The 18,534-nt window shown below is 72.1% G+C and carries 19 protein-coding genes; 11 read left to right on the top strand and 8 right to left on the bottom strand.

What is annotated here, in order from left to right; genetic code table 11:
• Positions 1 to 36 precede the first annotated feature (36 nt).
• From MB828_RS08825 to MB828_RS08805, 5 genes are all read left to right on the top strand, one after another.
• On the top strand, positions 37 to 579 hold the full coding sequence (locus MB828_RS08825; protein ID WP_301647679.1) for a hypothetical protein: 543 nt from the start codon (positions 37 to 39) through the stop codon (positions 577 to 579).
• Entirely contained in the window at positions 579 to 1,685 is a 1,107-nt protein-coding gene (locus MB828_RS08820) for a peptidoglycan-binding protein (RefSeq protein WP_301647678.1), read from the top strand. The genes MB828_RS08825 and MB828_RS08820 overlap by 1 nt, the downstream gene beginning before the upstream one ends.
• A gap of 14 nt (positions 1,686 to 1,699) precedes the next feature.
• Positions 1,700 to 1,924 (top strand): hypothetical protein, encoded by a 225-nt coding sequence (locus MB828_RS08815; RefSeq protein WP_301647677.1) that lies wholly within the window; start codon positions 1,700 to 1,702, stop codon positions 1,922 to 1,924.
• The gene (locus MB828_RS08810; RefSeq protein WP_301647676.1) at positions 1,921 to 2,172 is read left to right on the top strand and encodes a hypothetical protein; all 252 of its coding nucleotides are present in this window, start codon (positions 1,921 to 1,923) and stop codon (positions 2,170 to 2,172) included. Before MB828_RS08815 ends, MB828_RS08810 begins: the two co-directional genes overlap by 4 nt.
• A gap of 413 nt (positions 2,173 to 2,585) precedes the next feature.
• Positions 2,586 to 3,338 carry a phage antirepressor KilAC domain-containing protein gene (locus MB828_RS08805; protein WP_301647675.1) on the top strand — a complete coding sequence of 251 codons (753 nt, stop codon included), beginning with the start codon at positions 2,586 to 2,588 and terminating at the stop codon, positions 3,336 to 3,338.
• Between the two features lie 50 nt (positions 3,339 to 3,388).
• On the opposite strand, the gene MB828_RS08800 is transcribed toward MB828_RS08805, so the two are convergent.
• Positions 3,389 to 4,057, bottom strand: coding sequence for an HAD family hydrolase (locus MB828_RS08800; RefSeq protein WP_301647754.1), 669 nt, complete (start codon positions 4,055 to 4,057; stop codon positions 3,389 to 3,391).
• Positions 4,058 to 4,137: 80 nt separating this feature from the next.
• On the opposite strand from MB828_RS08800, the gene MB828_RS08795 reads away from it, so the two are divergent.
• A complete protein-coding gene (locus MB828_RS08795) occupies positions 4,138 to 5,340 on the top strand; it encodes a helix-turn-helix domain-containing protein (protein ID WP_301647674.1) in 1,203 nt (400 codons plus the stop codon).
• Between the two features lie 103 nt (positions 5,341 to 5,443).
• Positions 5,444 to 5,782, top strand: coding sequence for a hypothetical protein (locus MB828_RS08790; RefSeq protein WP_301647673.1), 339 nt, complete (start codon positions 5,444 to 5,446; stop codon positions 5,780 to 5,782).
• Positions 5,783 to 7,158: 1,376 nt separating this feature from the next.
• Here the strand turns inward: MB828_RS08790 and MB828_RS08785 are convergent.
• Positions 7,159 to 7,488, bottom strand: coding sequence for a hypothetical protein (locus MB828_RS08785; protein WP_301647672.1), 330 nt, complete (start codon positions 7,486 to 7,488; stop codon positions 7,159 to 7,161).
• A gap of 154 nt (positions 7,489 to 7,642) precedes the next feature.
• A complete protein-coding gene (locus MB828_RS08780) occupies positions 7,643 to 9,664 on the bottom strand; it encodes an SMI1/KNR4 family protein (RefSeq protein WP_301647671.1) in 2,022 nt (673 codons plus the stop codon).
• A gap of 119 nt (positions 9,665 to 9,783) precedes the next feature.
• On the opposite strand from MB828_RS08780, the gene MB828_RS08775 reads away from it, so the two are divergent.
• Positions 9,784 to 10,380 (top strand): phosphoribosylanthranilate isomerase, encoded by a 597-nt coding sequence (locus MB828_RS08775; protein ID WP_301647670.1) that lies wholly within the window; start codon positions 9,784 to 9,786, stop codon positions 10,378 to 10,380.
• Here MB828_RS08775 and MB828_RS08770 read toward each other — a convergent pair.
• Positions 10,377 to 11,363, bottom strand: coding sequence for a ketopantoate reductase family protein (locus MB828_RS08770; protein WP_301647669.1), 987 nt, complete (start codon positions 11,361 to 11,363; stop codon positions 10,377 to 10,379). The genes MB828_RS08775 and MB828_RS08770 overlap by 4 nt on opposite strands.
• Before the next feature lie 91 nt (positions 11,364 to 11,454).
• Between MB828_RS08770 and MB828_RS08765 the strand changes: the two genes are divergently transcribed.
• Complete coding sequence (locus MB828_RS08765) at positions 11,455 to 11,679, top strand: DUF2277 domain-containing protein (RefSeq protein ID WP_301647668.1); 225 nt, start codon at positions 11,455 to 11,457, stop codon at positions 11,677 to 11,679.
• Between the two features lie 137 nt (positions 11,680 to 11,816).
• Here MB828_RS08765 and MB828_RS08760 read toward each other — a convergent pair whose 3' ends face one another.
• The 3 genes from MB828_RS08760 to MB828_RS08750 form a co-directional block, all read right to left on the bottom strand.
• Complete coding sequence (locus MB828_RS08760; protein ID WP_165941406.1) at positions 11,817 to 12,428, bottom strand: DedA family protein; 612 nt, start codon at positions 12,426 to 12,428, stop codon at positions 11,817 to 11,819.
• Between the two features lie 336 nt (positions 12,429 to 12,764).
• On the bottom strand, positions 12,765 to 14,387 hold the full coding sequence (locus MB828_RS08755; RefSeq protein WP_301647667.1) for an alkaline phosphatase D family protein: 1,623 nt from the start codon (positions 14,385 to 14,387) through the stop codon (positions 12,765 to 12,767).
• Between the two features lie 63 nt (positions 14,388 to 14,450).
• Entirely contained in the window at positions 14,451 to 15,104 is a 654-nt protein-coding gene (locus MB828_RS08750) for an HNH endonuclease family protein (protein ID WP_133022152.1), read from the bottom strand.
• 411 nt (positions 15,105 to 15,515) lie between these two features.
• Between MB828_RS08750 and MB828_RS08745 the strand changes: the two genes are divergently transcribed.
• Positions 15,516 to 16,097, top strand: a complete 582-nt coding sequence (locus MB828_RS08745) for a TMEM165/GDT1 family protein (RefSeq protein WP_133022153.1) — start codon at positions 15,516 to 15,518, stop codon at positions 16,095 to 16,097.
• Positions 16,098 to 16,301: 204 nt separating this feature from the next.
• The gene (locus MB828_RS08740) at positions 16,302 to 16,958 is read left to right on the top strand and encodes an HAD-IA family hydrolase (protein ID WP_301647666.1); all 657 of its coding nucleotides are present in this window, start codon (positions 16,302 to 16,304) and stop codon (positions 16,956 to 16,958) included.
• 458 nt (positions 16,959 to 17,416) lie between these two features.
• Here the strand turns inward: MB828_RS08740 and MB828_RS08735 are convergent, their stop codons facing one another.
• On the bottom strand, positions 17,417 to 18,409 hold the full coding sequence (locus MB828_RS08735) for a peptidoglycan-binding domain-containing protein (protein WP_301647665.1): 993 nt from the start codon (positions 18,407 to 18,409) through the stop codon (positions 17,417 to 17,419).
• Positions 18,410 to 18,534 lie beyond the last annotated feature (125 nt).

The raw sequence follows: 18,534 nt of genomic DNA, 5'->3' as shown, positions 1-18,534 counted from the left end.
TATGGCCCGGGGCTTCGTCATTTCCTGGAGGCACTCATGCCCGACCAGCTCCATCCCGCCGTCGAGCGGATGCTCGGCAACTTCCGTTACGACCACCTCCCGGCCCACCTCGGTGAGGTGAGCAAGCCGTTCCACGACCTGGCGCACCGCCTGGCGGAGACGCTCACCGGCCCGGAGGTGACAAAGGCACTCGACGACGTGTGGTCGGCGAAGAACTGGGCGGTCCTCGCTGCGAGCACGGCGGTCCTCGAGGGAGCAGCGCCAGCCGCGGCCGCGCTGCCGCAGGTTGGCGACATCGTCCTCTACGCGCTCACCGAAGCAGACGCCGAGGCGATCAACCGGCGCAGGAAGGACTTCCACGAGAGCAAGTCCGCCGACAGCCGTACGGGCTTCGTCGGCCACGTCGGTAACTGGGCCCAGGAGCGCTACGTGTTCCCGGCCGTGGTTGTCCAGGTCCACGCAGAGAGCACCGTCACCTGCAACCTCCAGGTCCTGCTCGACGGCGCGGACACGTACTGGGCGACTTCGCGGGCCGAGGGCACCGCGGCTGGTCAGTGGGTCCGGAAGGGAGCTGTGTGATGGAGCTGGTCACGCGCGCGCAGTGGGGCGCGAAGCCGTCACGGTACGACCTGGTGTACATCGCGTCCACGCACGGCGTGAAGATTCACTATGAGGGGTCCTACGTCCCCAAGTCCCTCGCCGATTCGGACGCGCACAGCGCCTGCGCCGGCCACATGCGGGACATCCAGGCCTCCCACCTCGCCAACACCCGCGAGGACTACAGCGACATCGCGTACAACGCCGTCGTCTGCCCCCACGGGTACGTCTTCGAGGGCCGCGGCCTCCACCGAAAGACAGCCGCCAACGGCAACCAGCCCCTGAACATCGAGGACTACGCGGTGTGCGCCATGGTCGGCTCCTCCGGCCTGGTCCAGCCGACCGACGCGCAACTGGACGGCCTGGTCGACGCGGTCGAGTGGCTCCGCAGCGGCGGCGCCGCCGGCAGCGATGTCCTCGGCCACCGCGACGGCTACGCGACCCTGTGCCCGGGCGACCCGCTGTACGCGTGGGTGCAGGCCGGCGCGCACCGGCCGGACGGCACGAGCCCGCAGGGCGGCACCAGCGGCGGTGCCACCGGGAGTACCGGGACCGCCCGGTACCAGGTCGAGATCAACGGCCTGCGGTACGGCTACGGAGCGACCGGCGCCCACGTTACGACCGTCGGCAAGGCGCTGGTCGCGCGCGGCTTCGGGCGGCACTACACCGTGGGCCCGGGCCCGGAATGGACGGACTCGGACACCCGGAACTTCTCCGACTTCCAGGTGTCGCTCGGCTTCAGCGGTACGGCGCCACACGAGGACGCGGACGGCGTCCCCGGCCCGGTCAGCCTCCAGCAGCTGCTCGGCGCGCTCCCCGGGAAGACCGCGACGTCCTCGGCTCCGCCGTTTCCTGGCCGAAGCGCGTTCATCCTCGGCAAGTCCAACCCGTCAGTGACCGTCCTGGACGGCGGCCTGGTCCGGCGCGGCTTCACCCGGCACCACGCGGGCGCGAAGTACGTGCCGGGCCCGCTGTTCAGCGAGAACACCCGGCGCAACGTCGCCGACTTCCAGCGTTCCGTGCCCGCGCTCGCGGGCGATCCGGACGGCTACCCGGGGCCGCTCACCTGGCGACTCCTCCTCTCCTGAATGGAGGTACGACCATGCAGGACACGACCAAGCGCACGGTGCGCACAGTCCTCCAGACCACTGTCGGTGTGGCGGTAGTGCTGCCCGAAATCGTCTCGGCCTCCGGTGTGCCGGAGTCCCTGCCGTGGGTGGTGGGTGCTCTGGCGGTGGCCGGCGGCCTCGCCCGTGTGATGGCGCTGCCCGGCGTCCAGGGCCTGCTTCCGAGCTGGCTCCGTACCGACTCGGGGGCACGCGAGTGACACCACCGGACACCACAGTCGTAGTCGAGCTGGAGCGGCTACGCGGCACCGTCGAGGCAGGGTTCGCCCGAGCCGACGGCCAGCTGGCGCTGCTGGTCCAGCGTGGCGACCAGACGGACAAGACGCTGGACGAACACGAGCGGCGCCTGGACGCGATCGAGCGGAACAGGTGGCCTCTGCCTGCCGTCGGCGCGTTGACGGGCGTTGGAGCCCTCGCGGTGGCCTTGTGGCAGGCGACCGGTAGGTGATCAGGCGGCCTCACTCGAGGAGCGAGGCCGCCGCGCGCGTGCATGATGGGCCAGCCGTTCACTCACACAGGGAGACGTTACTCACAGTGAGATGAAAGGTATACGCGCGAAGACTGGCACTCAGTGACAGCTCGCGACCGTTAACGATCTCTAGCGGCTCTGAATCCAAGGTTCCGCCCACTTCACGGACACCCTGTGCCAATACCACTTCTGATGGGGTGTCGGGGAGGTGTCGTAACCTGATCGATAGCAGAACACCTTCGAATCGAAGGCCAAAACTTTTGTGCCCTCACGCGGGGATAGGGCCCCGCGGAGGGCAAAGACCAGGAGATTGGAGCTCCATGGCACCCTCGCACGCTAACGCAGACCTGCCCGCAGAATCTAGTGGGGGGTCTAGTCCTTTCGATCGAATCATGCTCCTGGACCACAATGGCCAGGAGCGGTGGTCGGCCCGTGACCTCCAGATTCTGATGGGGTACGAGCAGTGGCGTCAGTTCGACGACACGGTGCAGCGGGCACGGCAGGCCATCGACGCGAGTGGTCTGGACTCCCGGGATCACTTTGCGGGTGCCCGCAAAGTGATGTCCGGCGGTCGCTGGGGCAAGCAGGAAGTCGCCGACTACCGCCTCACCCGCTTCGGTGCGTACCACGTAGCTCTCGCGGGAGACAGCCGAAAGCCCGAGGTCGCCGCAGCGAAGACGTACTTCGCCGTGAAGACTCGCGAGGCGGAGCTCGCGGTGAAGCCCGACGTGTCGAGCGCCGAAGGCGTCCTCATCCTCGCCGAGCAGTACCTGGCCGCGGCCAAGGAGCTCGTCGCCACCAAGAAGGAGCTGGAGGTTGCGAAGCCCAAGGCTGGGAAGTGGGACGCCTTTTGCAACGCCGAGGGACTCATCGACATGGGCGCTGCGGCTAAGGCCTTCCACAAGGTCACCGGTGGCCTCGGTCGCACGAAGTTCATGGACCGTCTCCGTGAGGACGACATCCGCTTCCTTCAGATCCAGAACCCGCGCATCCCCTACGAGGTCCACATGAAGGCCGAGCGGGCGGAGGTCAAGTTCGTTCCCGCTGGCTTCAAGATGGTCGAGCAGACGTTCTTCACTCCGAAGGGTATGGACTGGCTCGCCGACAAGCTGGGGGTCGGCGGCGCCGCGCTGCCCGCTGCCTAAGAAACACGCGCTATGGCCCCCTCTCGTCTTCGGACGGAGGGGGCCTTTCGTCATGCTCCGATGGCTGCCAGGACCCGGCCCGTGTCCGCCAGCCCGTCCAGTACGGCGTGAGCGCCAGCGTCTCGCAGTTCGGCCGCCGGGGTCCGGCCGGTGGCCACCCCGACGACGCGGACTCCGGCGGCGAGTCCGCCGGCGATGTCGGCCGGGGTGTCGCCGAGGAACACGGCCGCCGCGGCCGGGACGTCAGCGCGGGCGAGGGCGACACGCAGCAACTCGGGACGTTCATCGCCGTCCTCGCCGTAGGCGCCGTCACCCAGCTCGAGGTAGGAGTCCAAGCCGAACACGGCCAGCTTCACCTCGGCCGCCTGCCGCACGTTGCCGGTGACCACGGACTGCCGGACACCGTGGTCCGCGAGCGCGGCGAGGACGGCAGCTGCTCCGGGTAGGGCGTGGCCACGTTCGCGTAGCTCGGCAGCGCGGCGCACGTGCAGCGTGCCGAGGGCGTCAGCAAACCGGGTGAACAGCTCGTCGCTGTACGGAAGGTCGTGCAGGCGAGCGGTCTCCCGCAGGATCACCCGCTCCGTCGACCCGGTGACGTCAGCCTGCTTCCGCAGGGCCACACCTGTCACCTGCTCGAACGCGGCGGCCCACAGCTGGCCGCCGAGGCCTCGGGTGGCCATCAGCGTATGGTCGATGTCCCACAGCACCAGGTCCGGCACCAGCGCCTCCGCTCTCGACGAATACGGGGTCCCCACGATCCCGGCAGCCTACGCTCAGACCAAGGAGCGAGGAGCGGGCCATGGTTGCAGCAGACCTTCCCATCGGGGACCGGATCAGGCACTACCGCGGCGGCCGCCGCCAGGACACAGTGGCCGGGCTGGTCGGCATCTCACCTGACTACCTGTCCCAGATCGAACGCGGCGTCAGGATGCCGTCCCTCCCGATCCTTTACGCACTCGCCCAGGAACTGGGAGTCCCGGCCGCCGCCCTGCTGACCGAGCAGGCCCCGGCCGAGGACGGCCTGGTGGACACCGCGGAAGCGGCGGTGGGCCGGGCGCTCGTCGGGTACGGGCCTGCGCGCAGCGCCGAGCCGGTGGCTGCGGCCGCGCTGAGGGACCGGGTGGAAGCGGCGTGGCAGAGCTGGCAGACCAGCGGCACGAGGTTCACCGAGGCCGCTGACACGCTGCCGATCCTCGTGGCCGATGTCGAGCATGCGGCCCGGGCCGCGCGAACCAGCACGGACAGCGCCGAGCGCCGGGCCGTCTTGCGCGCCGCGGCTGACCTGTACTGCCTGCTCCGCTCGTACCTCCGGCGCACCGGGCGGGTCGACCTCGCCACCCTCGCCGCCGACCGGGCGATGCGCGCGGCCGAGGACGCCGACGACCCGCTCCGGATCGCCGCCGCACAGTGGAATCTCGGGCACGTCCTCCTGGCCGCCGGCCAGCCCGCCGAAGCTGAGGACCTCGCGCTCCGGGCGGCCGAGCAGGTGGCTGCCGCGCGGATCCCGGAGCTTGAGCGGGCAGCGATGGGCGGTGCACTCCAGCTCGTCGCAGTGGTCGGCGAGGCGCGGCGACGCCGATGGTGGGAGGCGCGGGAACGGCTACGGGAGCACGCGGCGCCGGCCGCCCGGCAGGTCCCGGACGGCACGAACGTAGGCTTCACGGTCTTCGGGCCGACGAACGTCGCCTTACACGCCCTGAGCATCGACATGGAGGCCGGTGAGACCGGCGAGGCCCTGAACACTGCGGACGCCATCGACACCAGCGGGCTCCCCTCCCTCGAGCGCGAGTTCACCTTCGGCCTGGAGGTGGCTGCCTGCCACAGCCAGCGCCGGGACGACGCCGCCGTCCTGCTCGCCCTCCTCGGCCTGGAGACTCTCGCGCCGGAGGACCTCGCGCGGACCCCGCTCGCCCGCCAGCTGGTGCTCACCGTGATCCGCCGGGCCCGGGCCATGCACGCCCGCCAGGCAGAGAAGCTCGCCGAGCGGATCGGGCTGGTCTGAACGAGCGCGTGGCTCACCCGAGCTGTCAGCTCGGCTGAGACTGCTGAGGTCTGCATACGGTCGCTGTGTGAGACGGACCACCGTGACCATGGAGGCGAGATCCATGCCGAGCGAACCTGCGAGCAGCACCGTTGACGCGCTCGCCCTGCTGGAACTCCCCGCCCTCGACGGCCTCACCCAAGGCCAAGTGCGCGGCGCGGACTGCATCTGGTGCGGTGACCAACTCAGCCCGGAAACCGCGGTCGACCTCGGCGAGCGCCGGCACAAGCGTCCCGGGGGCAGGTTCTCCACCTTCCCCCGGGCCTGCCCCGCCTGCGTCCTCGACACGGCCAAGGATGCGTTCTGGACGCACCCGGGCTCCTGCGAGCAGTGCGCGGACGACGCGACCATCTGCGAGACGTCAACTGGGCTACGCCAGCTGATGCGGACGTACCAGCGGTGAACGCGGCACTGACACCGGTCCCCACTCCGGCTCAGGAGGCCCTGTTCGCGCTCGGCGACCACCAGCGGCACTGCACCCAGTGCACGACAACGTGGGACGGCGACAAGGCCGAACACCACGAGTGCCCCGAAGTAGCCCGCCTGTACCGGGTGTGGCGCGAACGGGATCGGGCGCGGAAGCGCACATCATGATCTGCGCACGCTGCGACAAGCCGATCGGCCCTGGTGAACGGGCCGTCGAGGCCGAGAACAACCCGGGGACGGGCGCGAGCCCGTCGGTCGTGGTCCATGCGCGGCTGTGTCGGCGGGCGCAGATACAGACGACGCCGCACAACAAGTGGTGGAGTGCAAACGCTCCGCGCCGGGGGAGTCAGTGAATGCACGGCTCCGGCGCGCGCCGATCGCGCCTGGGCCTGGATGATCCGGCCGCCTCCGCCCCCGTCGGGGACGGCCACAGGTCCGCTGCCGGGCATCCCCTGTACCGGCAGCGGACCGTTTACCGCACGAGGTCGGTAACGGGTACGTCGAGGGCGCGGGCGATGCGGAGCAGGTGGACGTACTTGATGCCGTCGCCGGCTTCCACCCGCTGGATGGTGGACCGTCCCAAGTCAGGTTGGCGTGCTCGCGAGCCTTCCGGACGCGGACGCCCTGCTGCTGGCAGGCGAGGCGGATCCATTCCGGCTGAGCATCGGGCACGCGGCCACGCTGATGCGCGGATGATCATCTGTCAGCATCACTTCTGAGGCATTGTTTGATCTTGATGTCCAGCGCGCATTGCGTGGTAACCGCATTCTGTTTGACCCCATCGGCTGATATCTCCGGCCCTGCGACGCTCTGGCATATGCCGCAGGGCCACAGGTACGGTCGAGAAATCGAAAGTTTGTTCACGCGAATGAGTGACTGACAGTGCATGCCGGTCACTGTTAGGTACGACTACGCCGCGCCTCAGCAGGCGTGCCGGACCGTCAAGATGGGTGCCCCCCTCGCGGTCCGGCACTCGGGGTGGCTCCCGCACTCTGGCCGGCGTGCGGTGCGGGAGCCACCTGCTTCCCCTTTGACCTGCGGAAACAGGATGATCGTTTAGGGGATTTTTGGGGGATGGGGCTCTGCAGTGAGGGTGTAGGCAGAGTGCTCCGGGTGGTAGTCGGAGTGTCCGTTCGAGGCGCGACAAGTGGGTGCTGATGCGGCTTGACCTGGGCTGCGGTCCCGTCCTCGCAGGTCCGGCGATCATGCCCGAAGTGGCGAGGGCCGCTCTTACAAGCAGGATGTCGGCGGTTCGAAACCGTCCGCGCCCACGCGAATGATCAGACAGAGGGCCCCGAACCGATCACGGTTCGGGGCCCTTTGCCGATCGCGCCGGGAGTTGGGGGCCGGCGGTCAGTCCTCCTTGTGTGCGTGCTTGAGGCGGCTTCGGGCGTCCATGCGGTCCGGGGCCGTCACCTCGGCCCAGAAGCGGTGGCCGCTGACGAACACCGCCAGTTCGTGTTCGCGGCGGCGCAGCTTCTCCACCTCGGCCTGCTGGTCCTCGGTCCAGCCCGGGGAGGCGGGGCGCTCCACTTTGCGCCAGCCGCCGTCGTCACTGAATCCGTCCAGCGGCTCGACCGACCAGGGGAGCCGCTTCAGCAGGGCCGACAGCTCGGCCCGGACCTGATGCAGCTCCTCCTGACCGGCGAGGAGGTCACTCGGAAAGTCATAGGTCGCAGCCACACGGCAATGGTACGCCTGTTCGATTTTGCATGGCGAGTTCGTTCGTGGGGTTCATGTGTTCGAGGAGGGGTGGGGCGAGCTGCCGGGCCGCGACGCCTACCGGGCAGGGCCCCGTGCCCGCTCGGCCGGCTGAAGAGGTCCCGGTGGTTCCCGGCTACCTCCCGTCTCCCGGCTGCCCGCGCACGATTCGAACGGTCAGGTACGTCTCGCCGGGCTGCGGGGGCCGGTTCCAGGGGCGGGTGCGGAGGGTGTGCAGGCGGCCGTGGGTGAGGGCGAACCGGGGCAGGTGGACGGGGAGTTCGGCGGAGAGGGCTTCGAGGATGTGGCGTTCGGCCCGGTGGTGCCCGTGGTCGTCGGAGGGGGCGGGCGGTTGAGCGGAAGGAGGGAGCAGGGATTCCGGCACGGGGCCTCGGGTGGTGGTCGTGGTGCCGTCGGTGGTGAGGCCGTAGCGTTCCTCGCCGTCCTGGGCGACGGAGAGGTGGAAGACGGCGGGGCGGAGACCGTCGGGGGGCTGGCTCCAGACCGTCACCGCGCGGGTGCCGGCGGAGGCGGCGAGGGCCGGGGAGGTGAGGCGTTGTTCGTGGAAGCGGCCGCTGGGGCGGGGCTCGAAGGCGAAGCTCCAGCCCGGCCCGGCGCGGCCCACGGCCATGCGCGCCCGGTCCGCCCAGGGCGCGGTGTGGTCCTGGTCGCCGGAGGAGAGGCGGCGTGCCTCCCACGAGGTCGCCGGAGCGTCGAGGGCGGTGGTGTCGTCGGCGCCGATCAGGGCGGGCAGACCGGCCGGTGCCACTCCTTCCACCAGAAGGAAGCGGTACGACCTCCGGGAGCCGCCGGGGTCCGCGTCCGCCAGCCAGGCCAGCCCTGGTGGGTCCAGGTCCGCGGTGGGAGCCGGGATGTCGCCCGCCAGGCCGGTCCGGGGGGTGGCCAGGAGTTCCTGGCCGCGTTCCCGGGTGATCAGGGCGCCGAGGAGGGAGTCGGCGCACAGGCCGATGGGGGCGAGGTGGTCCGGGCTGAGCGGGCGCCACTCGGGCAGGGCCGCGCGCAGGGTGTGCCAGGCCGCGTCGGTCTCGCCCCAGCGGGCCTGTTCGCGTGCCTCCTCGACGGCCCGGCCGAAGGGGCCCTCGGCGGTGTAGCGGTAGGTGCCTTCGCGGAGCTGCCGGAGGATCCCGTCCGCCGTCTCGAGCACCGCCTCGGAGGCGCCGGTCAGGGTGTGCGGCAGGCGGTCGTCGCCCCCGCGCATGCGCACGTGCTCGGCCAGCAGGACCGGCACGACCTCCGGGACGTACATCGGGTCGGCGGTCAGGCCCTGGAAGTAGACCATGTACGTCTCGCCGAGCAGCCGGCGGATCTGGTCGCGCAGGCCTCTCGCCCGCGGTCTGCCGAAGGAGTCCGCCTCCGCCAGGGCAGCCGAGGCCCGCTCGTACCGCCCGCCGAGCGCGTCCAGGCGTGCCCTGTCCACGGCCGCGTCCTGGGCCCGGGTCGTGGCGTTGACGAACGGTGTCCGCGTCCGTTCCGAGCGGCTGACCTCGAGGTGGTGGAACTCCCGGTACATCGCCTCCATGAACGTACCGAACGAGTCGTGGCGCGTCGGTTGGTCGGCGTGCCAGGGCGCCCAGGTGTAGACGGCCCACTCGCCTGCCTCGTCCACGTCACCGGGGTCCAGCAGGACGTAGAGGGCGTCCGACTCCACGTCCAGTTGCAGCGCCCGGCCCCACATCCCGGCGAGGAGCACGTCGTGGGGGGAGGGGTCGTCGTCCAGTTCGCCGGGGAAGTACTCGGACAGGCCTGCCGCGTCCTCGTGCCACCGGACCCCGTCGGTGCCGGCGAGCAGCCAGACGAAGCCGCCCGCGTACCGCCAGCCGTCGCTCACCGCGAGGAACGTCCGGTACGACGGCGGCAGCCGGTGCCCGAGCTTCTCCTCCAGCGCCCGTATCCGTTCCTCCGAAGCGGGCGGGAAACCGAGCCATCGGGTGCGCAGCGGCTCCGCGTCCCGGGCCGGCGGCTCGCCCTCCGGTGCCGGTTCGGGCTGCGCGTCCGCCCATTCCTGGCTCCACCGGGTCAGGAGGGACTGCCAGTCCTCGCCCGTAGGGCCATCGCTGGTCCGGCCGCCCGTACGGCCGTCGCTGGTACGGCCGCTCGTGGGGTCGCCGCCGGTACGGTCCTCGCTCGTGTCCGTCATGGGGGTGATCCTGGCAGCCGTCACTGACAACGCCCGGGCCCGTGAGGGGGCTCCGGTGATGAGACCCTGGACGGCACGATCGCGTTCCCGCCCGGCGGGAGAACGGAGCAGGGGACAGGATGAGCGGGCAACGGCCGACGTTCGTGAAGGTGTGCGGGCTCACCCGCGAGGAGCAGATCGACTGGGCCGTGGAGCTGGGCTACGACGCGGTGGGGATCGTCGTGACCCCGAAGAGCAAGCGGTACTGCCCGCCGGAGCGGGCCGTGCGGCTGGCCGGGCACGCCCGGGGGCGGATCCCCGTGTTCGCCGTGGCCCTCACGTACGAGGAGACGGCGGCCGTCGCCGGGCACTTCGACACCGTGCAGATCTACGAGACGGCCGACATCCCGAACCTCGCCCTCGCCTCCGGCGCCCCGCCCGAGCGGCCGGAGGCACTGGAGTACTTCTTCTACGACGCCAGCGCGGGCAGCGGGGTGTTCGCGGACATCCCCGCCTGGGTCGCGGACCTGCCCGGACGGGTGGTGATCGCGGGCGGCCTCGACGAGCACAACGTGGCCGGCGTCATCGAGGACTTCGGGCCCTACGGGGTGGACGTCTCCAGCAGTGTCGAGACGGCGCCGGGGATCAAGAGCCGCGAGAAGATGGCCGCCTTCGTCGCCGCCGCCCGTACCCCCGGCCGCGCTCACCCCCCGACCCCGGGGCAGGGGCCCGCCTAGCCTGCCGTCTCGCGCAGCTCCCGCACGATCCGGGCGGTCACCGGCACGGGGACGCCGTGCCGGTCCGCGGCGCGGAGCAACGCGCCGCCGATCGCGTCGAGTTCGAGCGGGCGGCCCGCCTCCGCGTCGCGCTGCATCGAGGACTTGGCGGCGGCCGGGAAGGCGTCGTAGCGGGCCAGTGCCTGCGCCGGGTCGGCCGGGGCGCCGCAGGCGCGGCTGACCGCGGCCGTCTCCGCGACGAGCGAGGCCAGTTCCTCGCGGTGCCGGGTGCGGGCCTCGCCGAGTGGGAGGCCGTAGCGGGTGGTGAGGAGGGCGAAGGGGGCGAGGAAGGACATCTTCGCCCACAGGGCCGCGGTCTCGTCGTCCAGGACCCTGGTGGTCGGGCCGGCCGTGGTGAGGGCTTCGGCCAGGGTGGCCAGCCGGGGGCGGGGGACCTTGCCGCCGGTGAGGTCGATCTCCACGAAGGGGCTGGTGTGTTCGATCAGGCCGGGTGCCCGGCGGGTCGACTCGACACGGATCACGGAGGGCGCCACCAGGTCGGGGGAGTAGCGGGCGCGCAGCAGCGCGGGGTGTTCCACGCCGTTCAGGAACGGCACGAGGAGGGCGTCGCCGAGCGCTGCGGGCGGGATCCGGGTGAGGGCCGCGTCCAGGGCGGTGGCCTTGACGGTGATCAGGCAGGCGTCGACGGGTTCACGCAGGTGGGTGTCGGCGTCCACGGGGGCGGTGAAGTCGCCGAATACGGTGCTGCGGACCCGGAGTCCGGTGCCGCGCAGGGTGCGGGCCGTCTCCTCGCCGGCCAGGCACAGGACGCGGTGGCCGGCGCGGGAGAGCAGGGCGGCGAGCAGGCCGCCGACACCACCGGGTCCGAGCACGGCGACGTTGAGCCGGGCCCCGTCGGACGGCTTCGGCCCGCCGAAGGCCTCTGAAGCCCGCGGTGCCTGCGGTGGCTGCGGTGCGTGGGGCGGGTGGGACGCGTGCGTCATGGGTTCGGTCCTCTCGTCGGTCGGCCCCGGGAACGGTGGCCGCCTCCGGAGATCCTCGCAGCAGACGGGGGGTCTGCGGGAGACTGATGGCATGTGCCGGAGTATCAAGACCCTGCGTCCGCCCCAGTTGGCCGAGGAGGCCACGGAGGAGGAGATCCGTGCTGCCGCGTTGCAGTACGTACGGAAGGTGTCCGGGTTCCGGGCACCGGCCGCGCACAACCGGGAGGCGTTCGAGCGGGCGGTGGACGCGGTGGCGGCGGCGACCGCCGAACTGCTGGGGACGCTGGAGGTACGCGGCCGGCCCGCGACCGGCTGAGGCGGCCGGCCGGCGAGCGGTTGAGGCGGCCCGCGAGCGGTTGAGGCGGCGGTCGGCGGGCGGTCGGACGGATCGCGTCGGACGGGTCTCGCCGGTCGGGTCATGCCGGGGCGGTCGGGCGGGTCACGCCGGACCGGTCACGCCGGGCGTCTTCGCATCAGGTATCCGGCACCCGCGCCCGCGCCGAACAGCGCCGCGACCGACACCGCCGTGGCCACCCAGGTCGCGCCCAGCCACTGGGCGCCCAGGTAGCCGAGGGCGACGCTGTAGACCGCCCAGGTCAGTCCTGCGAGGGCGGACCAGGGGAGGAAGTCGCGGACGCGGCGGTGGGCGGCGCCGGCGCCGAGGGAGACGAGGGAGCGGCCGGCCGGGGCGAATCGGGCCAGTACCACCAGCGCGCCGCCGCCCCGGGACAGCGCCTCACCGAGACGTTCCTGCGCGCTGCTCAGCCGCCGCGAGCGGGCGATCGCGCGGTCCAGCCGGGCCCCGCCGCGCCAGGCCAGCCGGTAGGCGACGAGGTCGCCGAGGAAGGAGGCGGTGGCGGCGCAGAAGACCAGCGCCAGGAAGTCGGGGACGACGTGCGGAACCTGTCCGGCGGACGCGCCGGAGCCCGCCGCCGCTGCCGTGGCCGCGGTGATGACCAGCACGCCGCTCGGCAGGACCGGCAGGAACACGTCGAGCAGCACGGAGAGTGCCACCATGGCGTACATCCATGGCCCGGCCTCCAGCGACCCCATGCTTTCCCACACGACGGTTCCCCCGCGATTGTCCTGTTGCGCCCCCCGACGACAGCCATACAGCGTACGCCGGGGGTGTGACAGGAGTTTCACGGGGGGTTCGCGAGATCCGCAAAGGGTTATACGACCGACGGCGTGTCTTGACCCGGTCATCGACCGGGCATCGACGCGGGCGTCGACCGTGGCGCCGACCGGGCATCGACGGGGCGCCGACCCCGGGGGCGTCGACCTAGGCGTCGCCCCGGGCCGCCGACCGGGGCGTCCACCGGGGCCGCCGACCCGTGCCGCCGACCCGCGCCGGCGGCCGGGCCGTCGGTCTGGGTGGGGCCGTGGGCCGTCCGCGTGCCGTCACTCGGTCAGGGCCGTCTCCCGTACGGTCGTGAGGGTTCCGTCGCGGCGGGCCCGTTCCAGCCGGAGGCGGGCCGAACGGCCGTGCAGGGTCAGTGTCATGAGCTGGTTGCCGAACCAGGGTCCGCCCGCCCTGCGCCAGGTCACCGGCGGTCGCGGGCAGCGTCCGTGCCGGGCCAGCCGCCGGCCGAGGAACCGGGCCAGGGCGCTCCAGCCGAACCGGAAGCCGACCCGGATCGTGGGCGGCACCGAGTTGTGGACGGGGGAGCAGGTGAGTTGCAGCACCCGGGAGCGGGGTGCCGTACCGGCGGGCCACGAGGGTTCGGCGACGTACGCGTGGTGGACGTCCCCGGAGAGCACGCAGACGGAGGCGGGGGCCTCGGGCCCGGAGCCGGTGCGGGCGAACAGGGCGGCCAGTTCGGCGAAGGACGCCGGGAAGGCCGCCCAGTGCTCCAGGTCGGCCGCCCGGCGCAGCCGTTCCCCGAACCTCGCCCAGCGGGGCCCGCGTTCGCCCCGGCACAGGGCCGCGTCCCAGGTCTCCAGGTCGTGTATGAGATGCGGCAGCAGCCAGGGCAGTGAGGTGCCGACCAGCAGGTGGTCGTACGACTCCCGGTCGGCGAGCGCCTGTTCGCGCAGCCACTCGGTCTCGCCGGGGTCGAGCATGGCGCGGTTCTGCTCGTCGAGCACGCGGGCCGCCCGGGTGTCCACCATCAGCAGCCGTGTCCGCCCGAAGTCCCGCCGGTAGCTCCAGCGCACCGAGGCCGGGTCGGCGTCGGCCCCGGCGGCGAAGGCGCGCAGCGCGTCGGTGCCGTCGGGGGAGGCGAGGACGGCGGTGTAGAGCGGGTCGGCGGCGAGTTCGGCCGGGGAGAGGTTGCCGAGGTGCTGGTGGACCCAGTACGACATCAGCCCGCTCAGCAGCCGCTCCTGCCACCAGGGGGTGGCCCGCATGCCGGCCAGCCAGGCGGCGGAGGTGTTCCAGTCGTCGATCACGTCGTGGTCGTCGAAGACCATGCAGGTGGGCACGGTGGAGAGCAGCCAGCGGACTTCGGGGTCGAGCCAGGACTCGTGGTAGAGGCGGGTGTACTCCTCGTAGTCCGCGACCTCGGCGCCGGGGGCGTCCGCGAGGTCGCGGCGGGCGCCGAGCCAGCGGCGGGTCGCCGCCGAGGTCTCGTCGGCGTACACCTGGTCGCCCAACAGCAGCAGCACGTCCGGGCGTTCGCCGCCGGCGGCGACGCGGGCGGCCAGGCTGTCGAGGGCGTCGGGTCCGACCGGGTCCTGGCCGTCGGCCGGGGGTGCGGCCCACCGGCAGGAGCCGAAGGTCACCCGCAGGGCCTCGCCGACGGCCGGGGTGCGGATCAGCGAGGGCGGGAAGCAGGAGTCGGCCGGCGGCCACACCCGGACGCCGTCCAGGACCACGTCGTACGACGGCGCGGTCCCCGGGGTCAGTCCGGTGACCGGGACCAGGGCGTAGTGGTGGCCCGCCACCTGGAAGGTGCGGGCGGTGCCGGCGGCGCCGTCCGCGCAGCGCACCTCGGCGGTGCACGGACGGCTGGTCTCGACCCAGACGGTCGCCGACGAGCCGTCGGTGTATCTCAGCAGCGGTCCCAGGCGCAGTCCGGCCACAGTCCCCTCCTCCGTCGCCCCGTACGGTACGGAACGACGGAGGTCAGCGGGGAGGTTCCGCGCTCAGCAGGCGGAGAGGTAACTGGTGAGCGCGCTCTTCTCGGCGGAGTCGACCGAGAGGCCGTAGTAGTACTTCACCTGCACCCAGGCGCGGACGTAGGTGCAGTAGTAAGAGGAGAGCGGCGGCATCCACTCGGCCGGGTCCTTGTCGCCCTTGGACTGGTTGACGTTGTCCGTGACGGCGAGGAGCTGGGGGCGGGTGACGTCGTTGGCGAACGCCTGGCGCTGGGCGGTCGTCCACCCGCTGGCGCCGGAGTCCCAGGCCTCGGCGAGCGGGACCAGGTGGTCGATGTCGACGTCGGAGGCGGCGGTCCAGGTGGCGCCGTCGTAGACGGAGTACCAGCTGCCGCTGGTGGCGGTGCAGGCGGAGTTGGTGACGACGTTCGTACCGTCCCGCTTGAGGATGTACTCACGGGTGTTGCAGGTGCCGCTGATGGTGATCCAGGTCGGGAACAGGTCGCGGTCGTAGCCGGTGCGGTTCTCGGTGGCCACGGTGAGCGAGGCGAGGTAGGTGCGGGCGGTGGACGCGCTGACCGGCGTGGGGAGGGCGGCGGAGGCGCTCGGGGAGTTGAAGAGGGCGGCAGAGACTATGAGTCCGGTAAGAGCCGCGAGTATGCTGAGGCGTCGACGCGCGTAGAACGCTGACTTGCGAGCCATGCGAACTCCCTGGTGGGGGTGGGGTGTTGGAGCGCGGGCGAGGGAATGCTCGCGCCGCCGTGTTGCGGGTGGGTGAGCGTTCGGTAAGAAACTAGTGACGTGTTCATGACACGACAAGACGTGCGACGTGACTCACAGGCGGGATCCCCGGCCTTGGGATCGGTGGCGGGTTCACGTACTGTGGGCGGTGTTGAAGGGGAGTAGCTCTTCGCCGGACCGTCGACATACTGCTCAGCCCGTCTGAGCCGGCGCCCGGAGGCGGACCTCGGTCAAGGGGTCGGCCAGCGAGACCTTCGGCAAGCAGTGCACCCCCGTGCCCTTCGGCGCGGGCGACCGTGTGCTGCCCTGCCGAGGTGTTCGTCTGCGAAGCGCGGTGCTCTCGGTGGGGTGGCCCCGACCGATTGAGGACCCTTGATCAGCATCACCGTGACGGCGCTCGTCTTCGGCGTCATCTTCCTCGCCGAACTGCCCGACAAGACCGCGCTCGCCGGTCTGGTGCTCGGCACGCGTTACCGGGCGTCGTACGTCTTCGCCGGTGTCGCCGCGGCCTTCCTGCTGCACGTCGTGCTGGCCGTCGCGGCCGGCAGCGTGCTGACCCTGCTGCCGCAGCAGATCGTGCACGCGATCACCGGTCTGCTCTTCCTCGGCGGCGCGGCCGTGCTGCTGCTGAAGAAGGACGAGGAGGACGAGGAGATCCGCAAGCCCGCCGACCAGTCCTTCTGGAAGGTCGCCGGAACGGGGTTCATGCTCATCCTGGTCGCCGAGTTCGGCGACCTCACGCAGATCATGACGGCGAACCTCGCGGCACGCTACGACGACCCGCTGTCCGTGGGCCTCGGCGCGGTGCTCGGTCTGTGGGCCGTGGCCGGGCTGGGCATCGTCGGCGGCAAGGCCCTGATGAAGAAGGTGCCGCTGCGGCTGATCACGCAGATCGCCGCCGTGCTGATGCTGGCGCTGGGCGCCTGGAGCCTGTGGGAGGCGTTCGCCGGCTGACCGGGAGGCGGTCCCGCGAGCTGAAGAGTCGGTGAACGGTCGGCGAAGGCGGTGGCGGGAGGCCGCTCTGTTTTGTACCGTAGAGAAACAAAGTGGCTCCCGCCCGTTTTCCCTGACCGGCGGGCGGGGCCGCCTTGTCTGTTCCGGCCGTTTCCCGGCCCGTCTCTCCGGCCTGGTCCTCCCGGCCCGTTTAGGAGCTGCCCGATGACGGCCACCGTCCTCACCGCCCGCGCCCTCCTGCTCGACATGGACGGCACCCTCGTCAACTCCGACGCCGTCGTGGAGCGCATCTGGCGGCGCTGGTCCGAGCGGCACGGGCTGGACGGGGACGAGGTCATGAAGGTCGTCCACGGCCGGCAGGGGCACGCCTCCATGGCGCTGCTGCTGCCGGAGCGGCCCGTGCAGCAGAACCTCGCCGACAACGCGCGGATGCTGGCGGAGGAGACCGCCGACACGGACGGCGTGGTGGAGATCCCGGGCGCGGCGGCCTTCCTCGCCTCGCTGGCCGGGCTGCCGCACGCCCTGGTCACCTCGGCGGACGTGCCCCTGTCGACGGCCCGGATGGCCGCCGCGGGCCTGCCGCTGCCGCGGGTGCGGGTCACCGCGGAGTCGGTGGGCGCGAGCAAGCCGGACCCGGAGGGTTTCCTGAAGGGCGCGGCCGAACTGGGCGTCGACCCGGCGGACTGCGTGGTGTTCGAGGACTCCGGCGCGGGGATCGCGGCGGGGCGGGCGGCGGGGATGCGCGTGATCGGCGTCGGCCCGCGGGCGGCTCTGCACGGACCGGACGCGGTGGTGCGGGACCTCACGGAGGTACGCGTCGAGGCCATGCCCGACGGTTCCCTCCGCGTGCACGTCGGCTAGGTGCGCCGGCCGGGGTGGGACGCTCACCGGCGCTTGCAGGGCGCCGCCCGCGCCCACCCGTGCCGCCCCAGCGGCACGACTGCCCGCGGCTGAAAAGAAACCTCGTAAGGGGCGTGGGGTGCGGGGCTGCGGAGCCTTGTAAGGGGCGTGGGGTGCGGGGCTGAGTAGCCCTGTAAGGGGGGTGGGGTGCGCGGCTGCGGAGCCTCGTAAGGGGCGCGGGTTATGCGGCTGAGGATCCCCGTAAGGGGCGCGGGATACGCAGCCGAGGAGCCCCGTAGCTGGGGCAGAGTGCGCGGCTGAGTAGCCCGTAAGGGGCGCGGGTTATGTGGCTGAGTGGCCCCGTAGCTGGGGCGGGATACGCGGCTGAGGAGCCCCGTAAGGGGCGCGGGGAACTGCGCGATCAGCCCCCACTCACCCGCACCCGGACCCCAAGCGATGGCCCCCTCTCGGTCCGCCGCCTACGGCTTCGTCGTCTCCGACTCCAGCTTCGCCCGCGTGGCTGCCCCGTACACCCCCGACTCGTCCGTCAGGACCCCGCGCGTCACCTGGTACGAGCGGACCCCGCTCTCGGTCCTGCTGTCGTACTCGCCGGAGGCGTCCCCCGAGTACAGCCCCACCTGCTTCAGCCGCAGCTGGAGCTCCGTGACCTCGGCCCCGCTGTCCCCGGGGCGCAGCACCGGCGGTGTCGACGGCTGCGCGGACGCCGACGTCCCCGTCACCGGCGCCGACCGGGTCGGCGTGGCCGAACGGGACGGGGTGGCGGACGGACTCGCGGCCGACGGCGTGGCGGACGGCTCCGCCGAGGCGCTGGGGCTCGCCGACACGGACGGTGACGCCGACGTCGCGGACGCCGTCGGCGACGTCGGCGCGGTGGCCGAGGGCGACCCCGGCGTCACGTCCGGCACGCTCTCCCGGACGTTCTCGGGCCCCGCCCCGTCCCGCGTGGGCGTCAGATGGGCGAAGAGCCCGCTCACGAACCCCGCCACGGCGATGACCGCCACCACCGCCCCGGCCACGGACAGCAGCAGGGCCCGCCGTGAACGCCGGCGGGGCCGTTCCTCCGGAGCCGGCATGCCGGGCACGTCGGGCACGTCGGGCACGTCGTCGTACGGCGCTGCTCCCGCGTCGGCGGCCGGCACCACCGTCCGCATCGGCACCGTCGGCTCCCCCGGCGACACCGGCACCGGCACGGTCTCCGCTCCTCCGGTGGCCCCTCCGGCGGCCCCACCGGCACCCGCCGCGCCGAGGCCGTCGAGGCCGTCGCGATCATCGAGGCCGATGTACGGCCGTATCCGCAGCGGGTCGAAGTCCTCCGCCGCGGCCTGCTCCGCCGTACGCGCGTCGCGCAGCGCGTCGGACGCCCGCTGGTTGCAGTCGCAGGAAGGCGAGCCGTCCGGCCGCCTCGGTGCCCCGCACTCCGGGCACTGGCGACCCTCGGTCGTATCCGTCACGGCGTCCGTCCCTCCCCTTGCAACCCCCTTACAAACTCCACAGATTATGCGGAGCACCCACACGTACGTTCGCGGGAACCCCCGGGCTCAAGGGGCCGCGAAGAGGACTCGACGGGCCATAACGG

The sequence above is a fragment of the Streptomyces arenae genome (assembly GCF_022343545.1).
Taxonomy (GTDB): Bacteria; Actinomycetota; Actinomycetes; order Streptomycetales; family Streptomycetaceae; genus Streptomyces; species Streptomyces humi.
The sequence above is the reverse complement of the archived record's forward strand: the minus strand, read 5'-3'. Positions and strand labels throughout refer to the sequence as shown.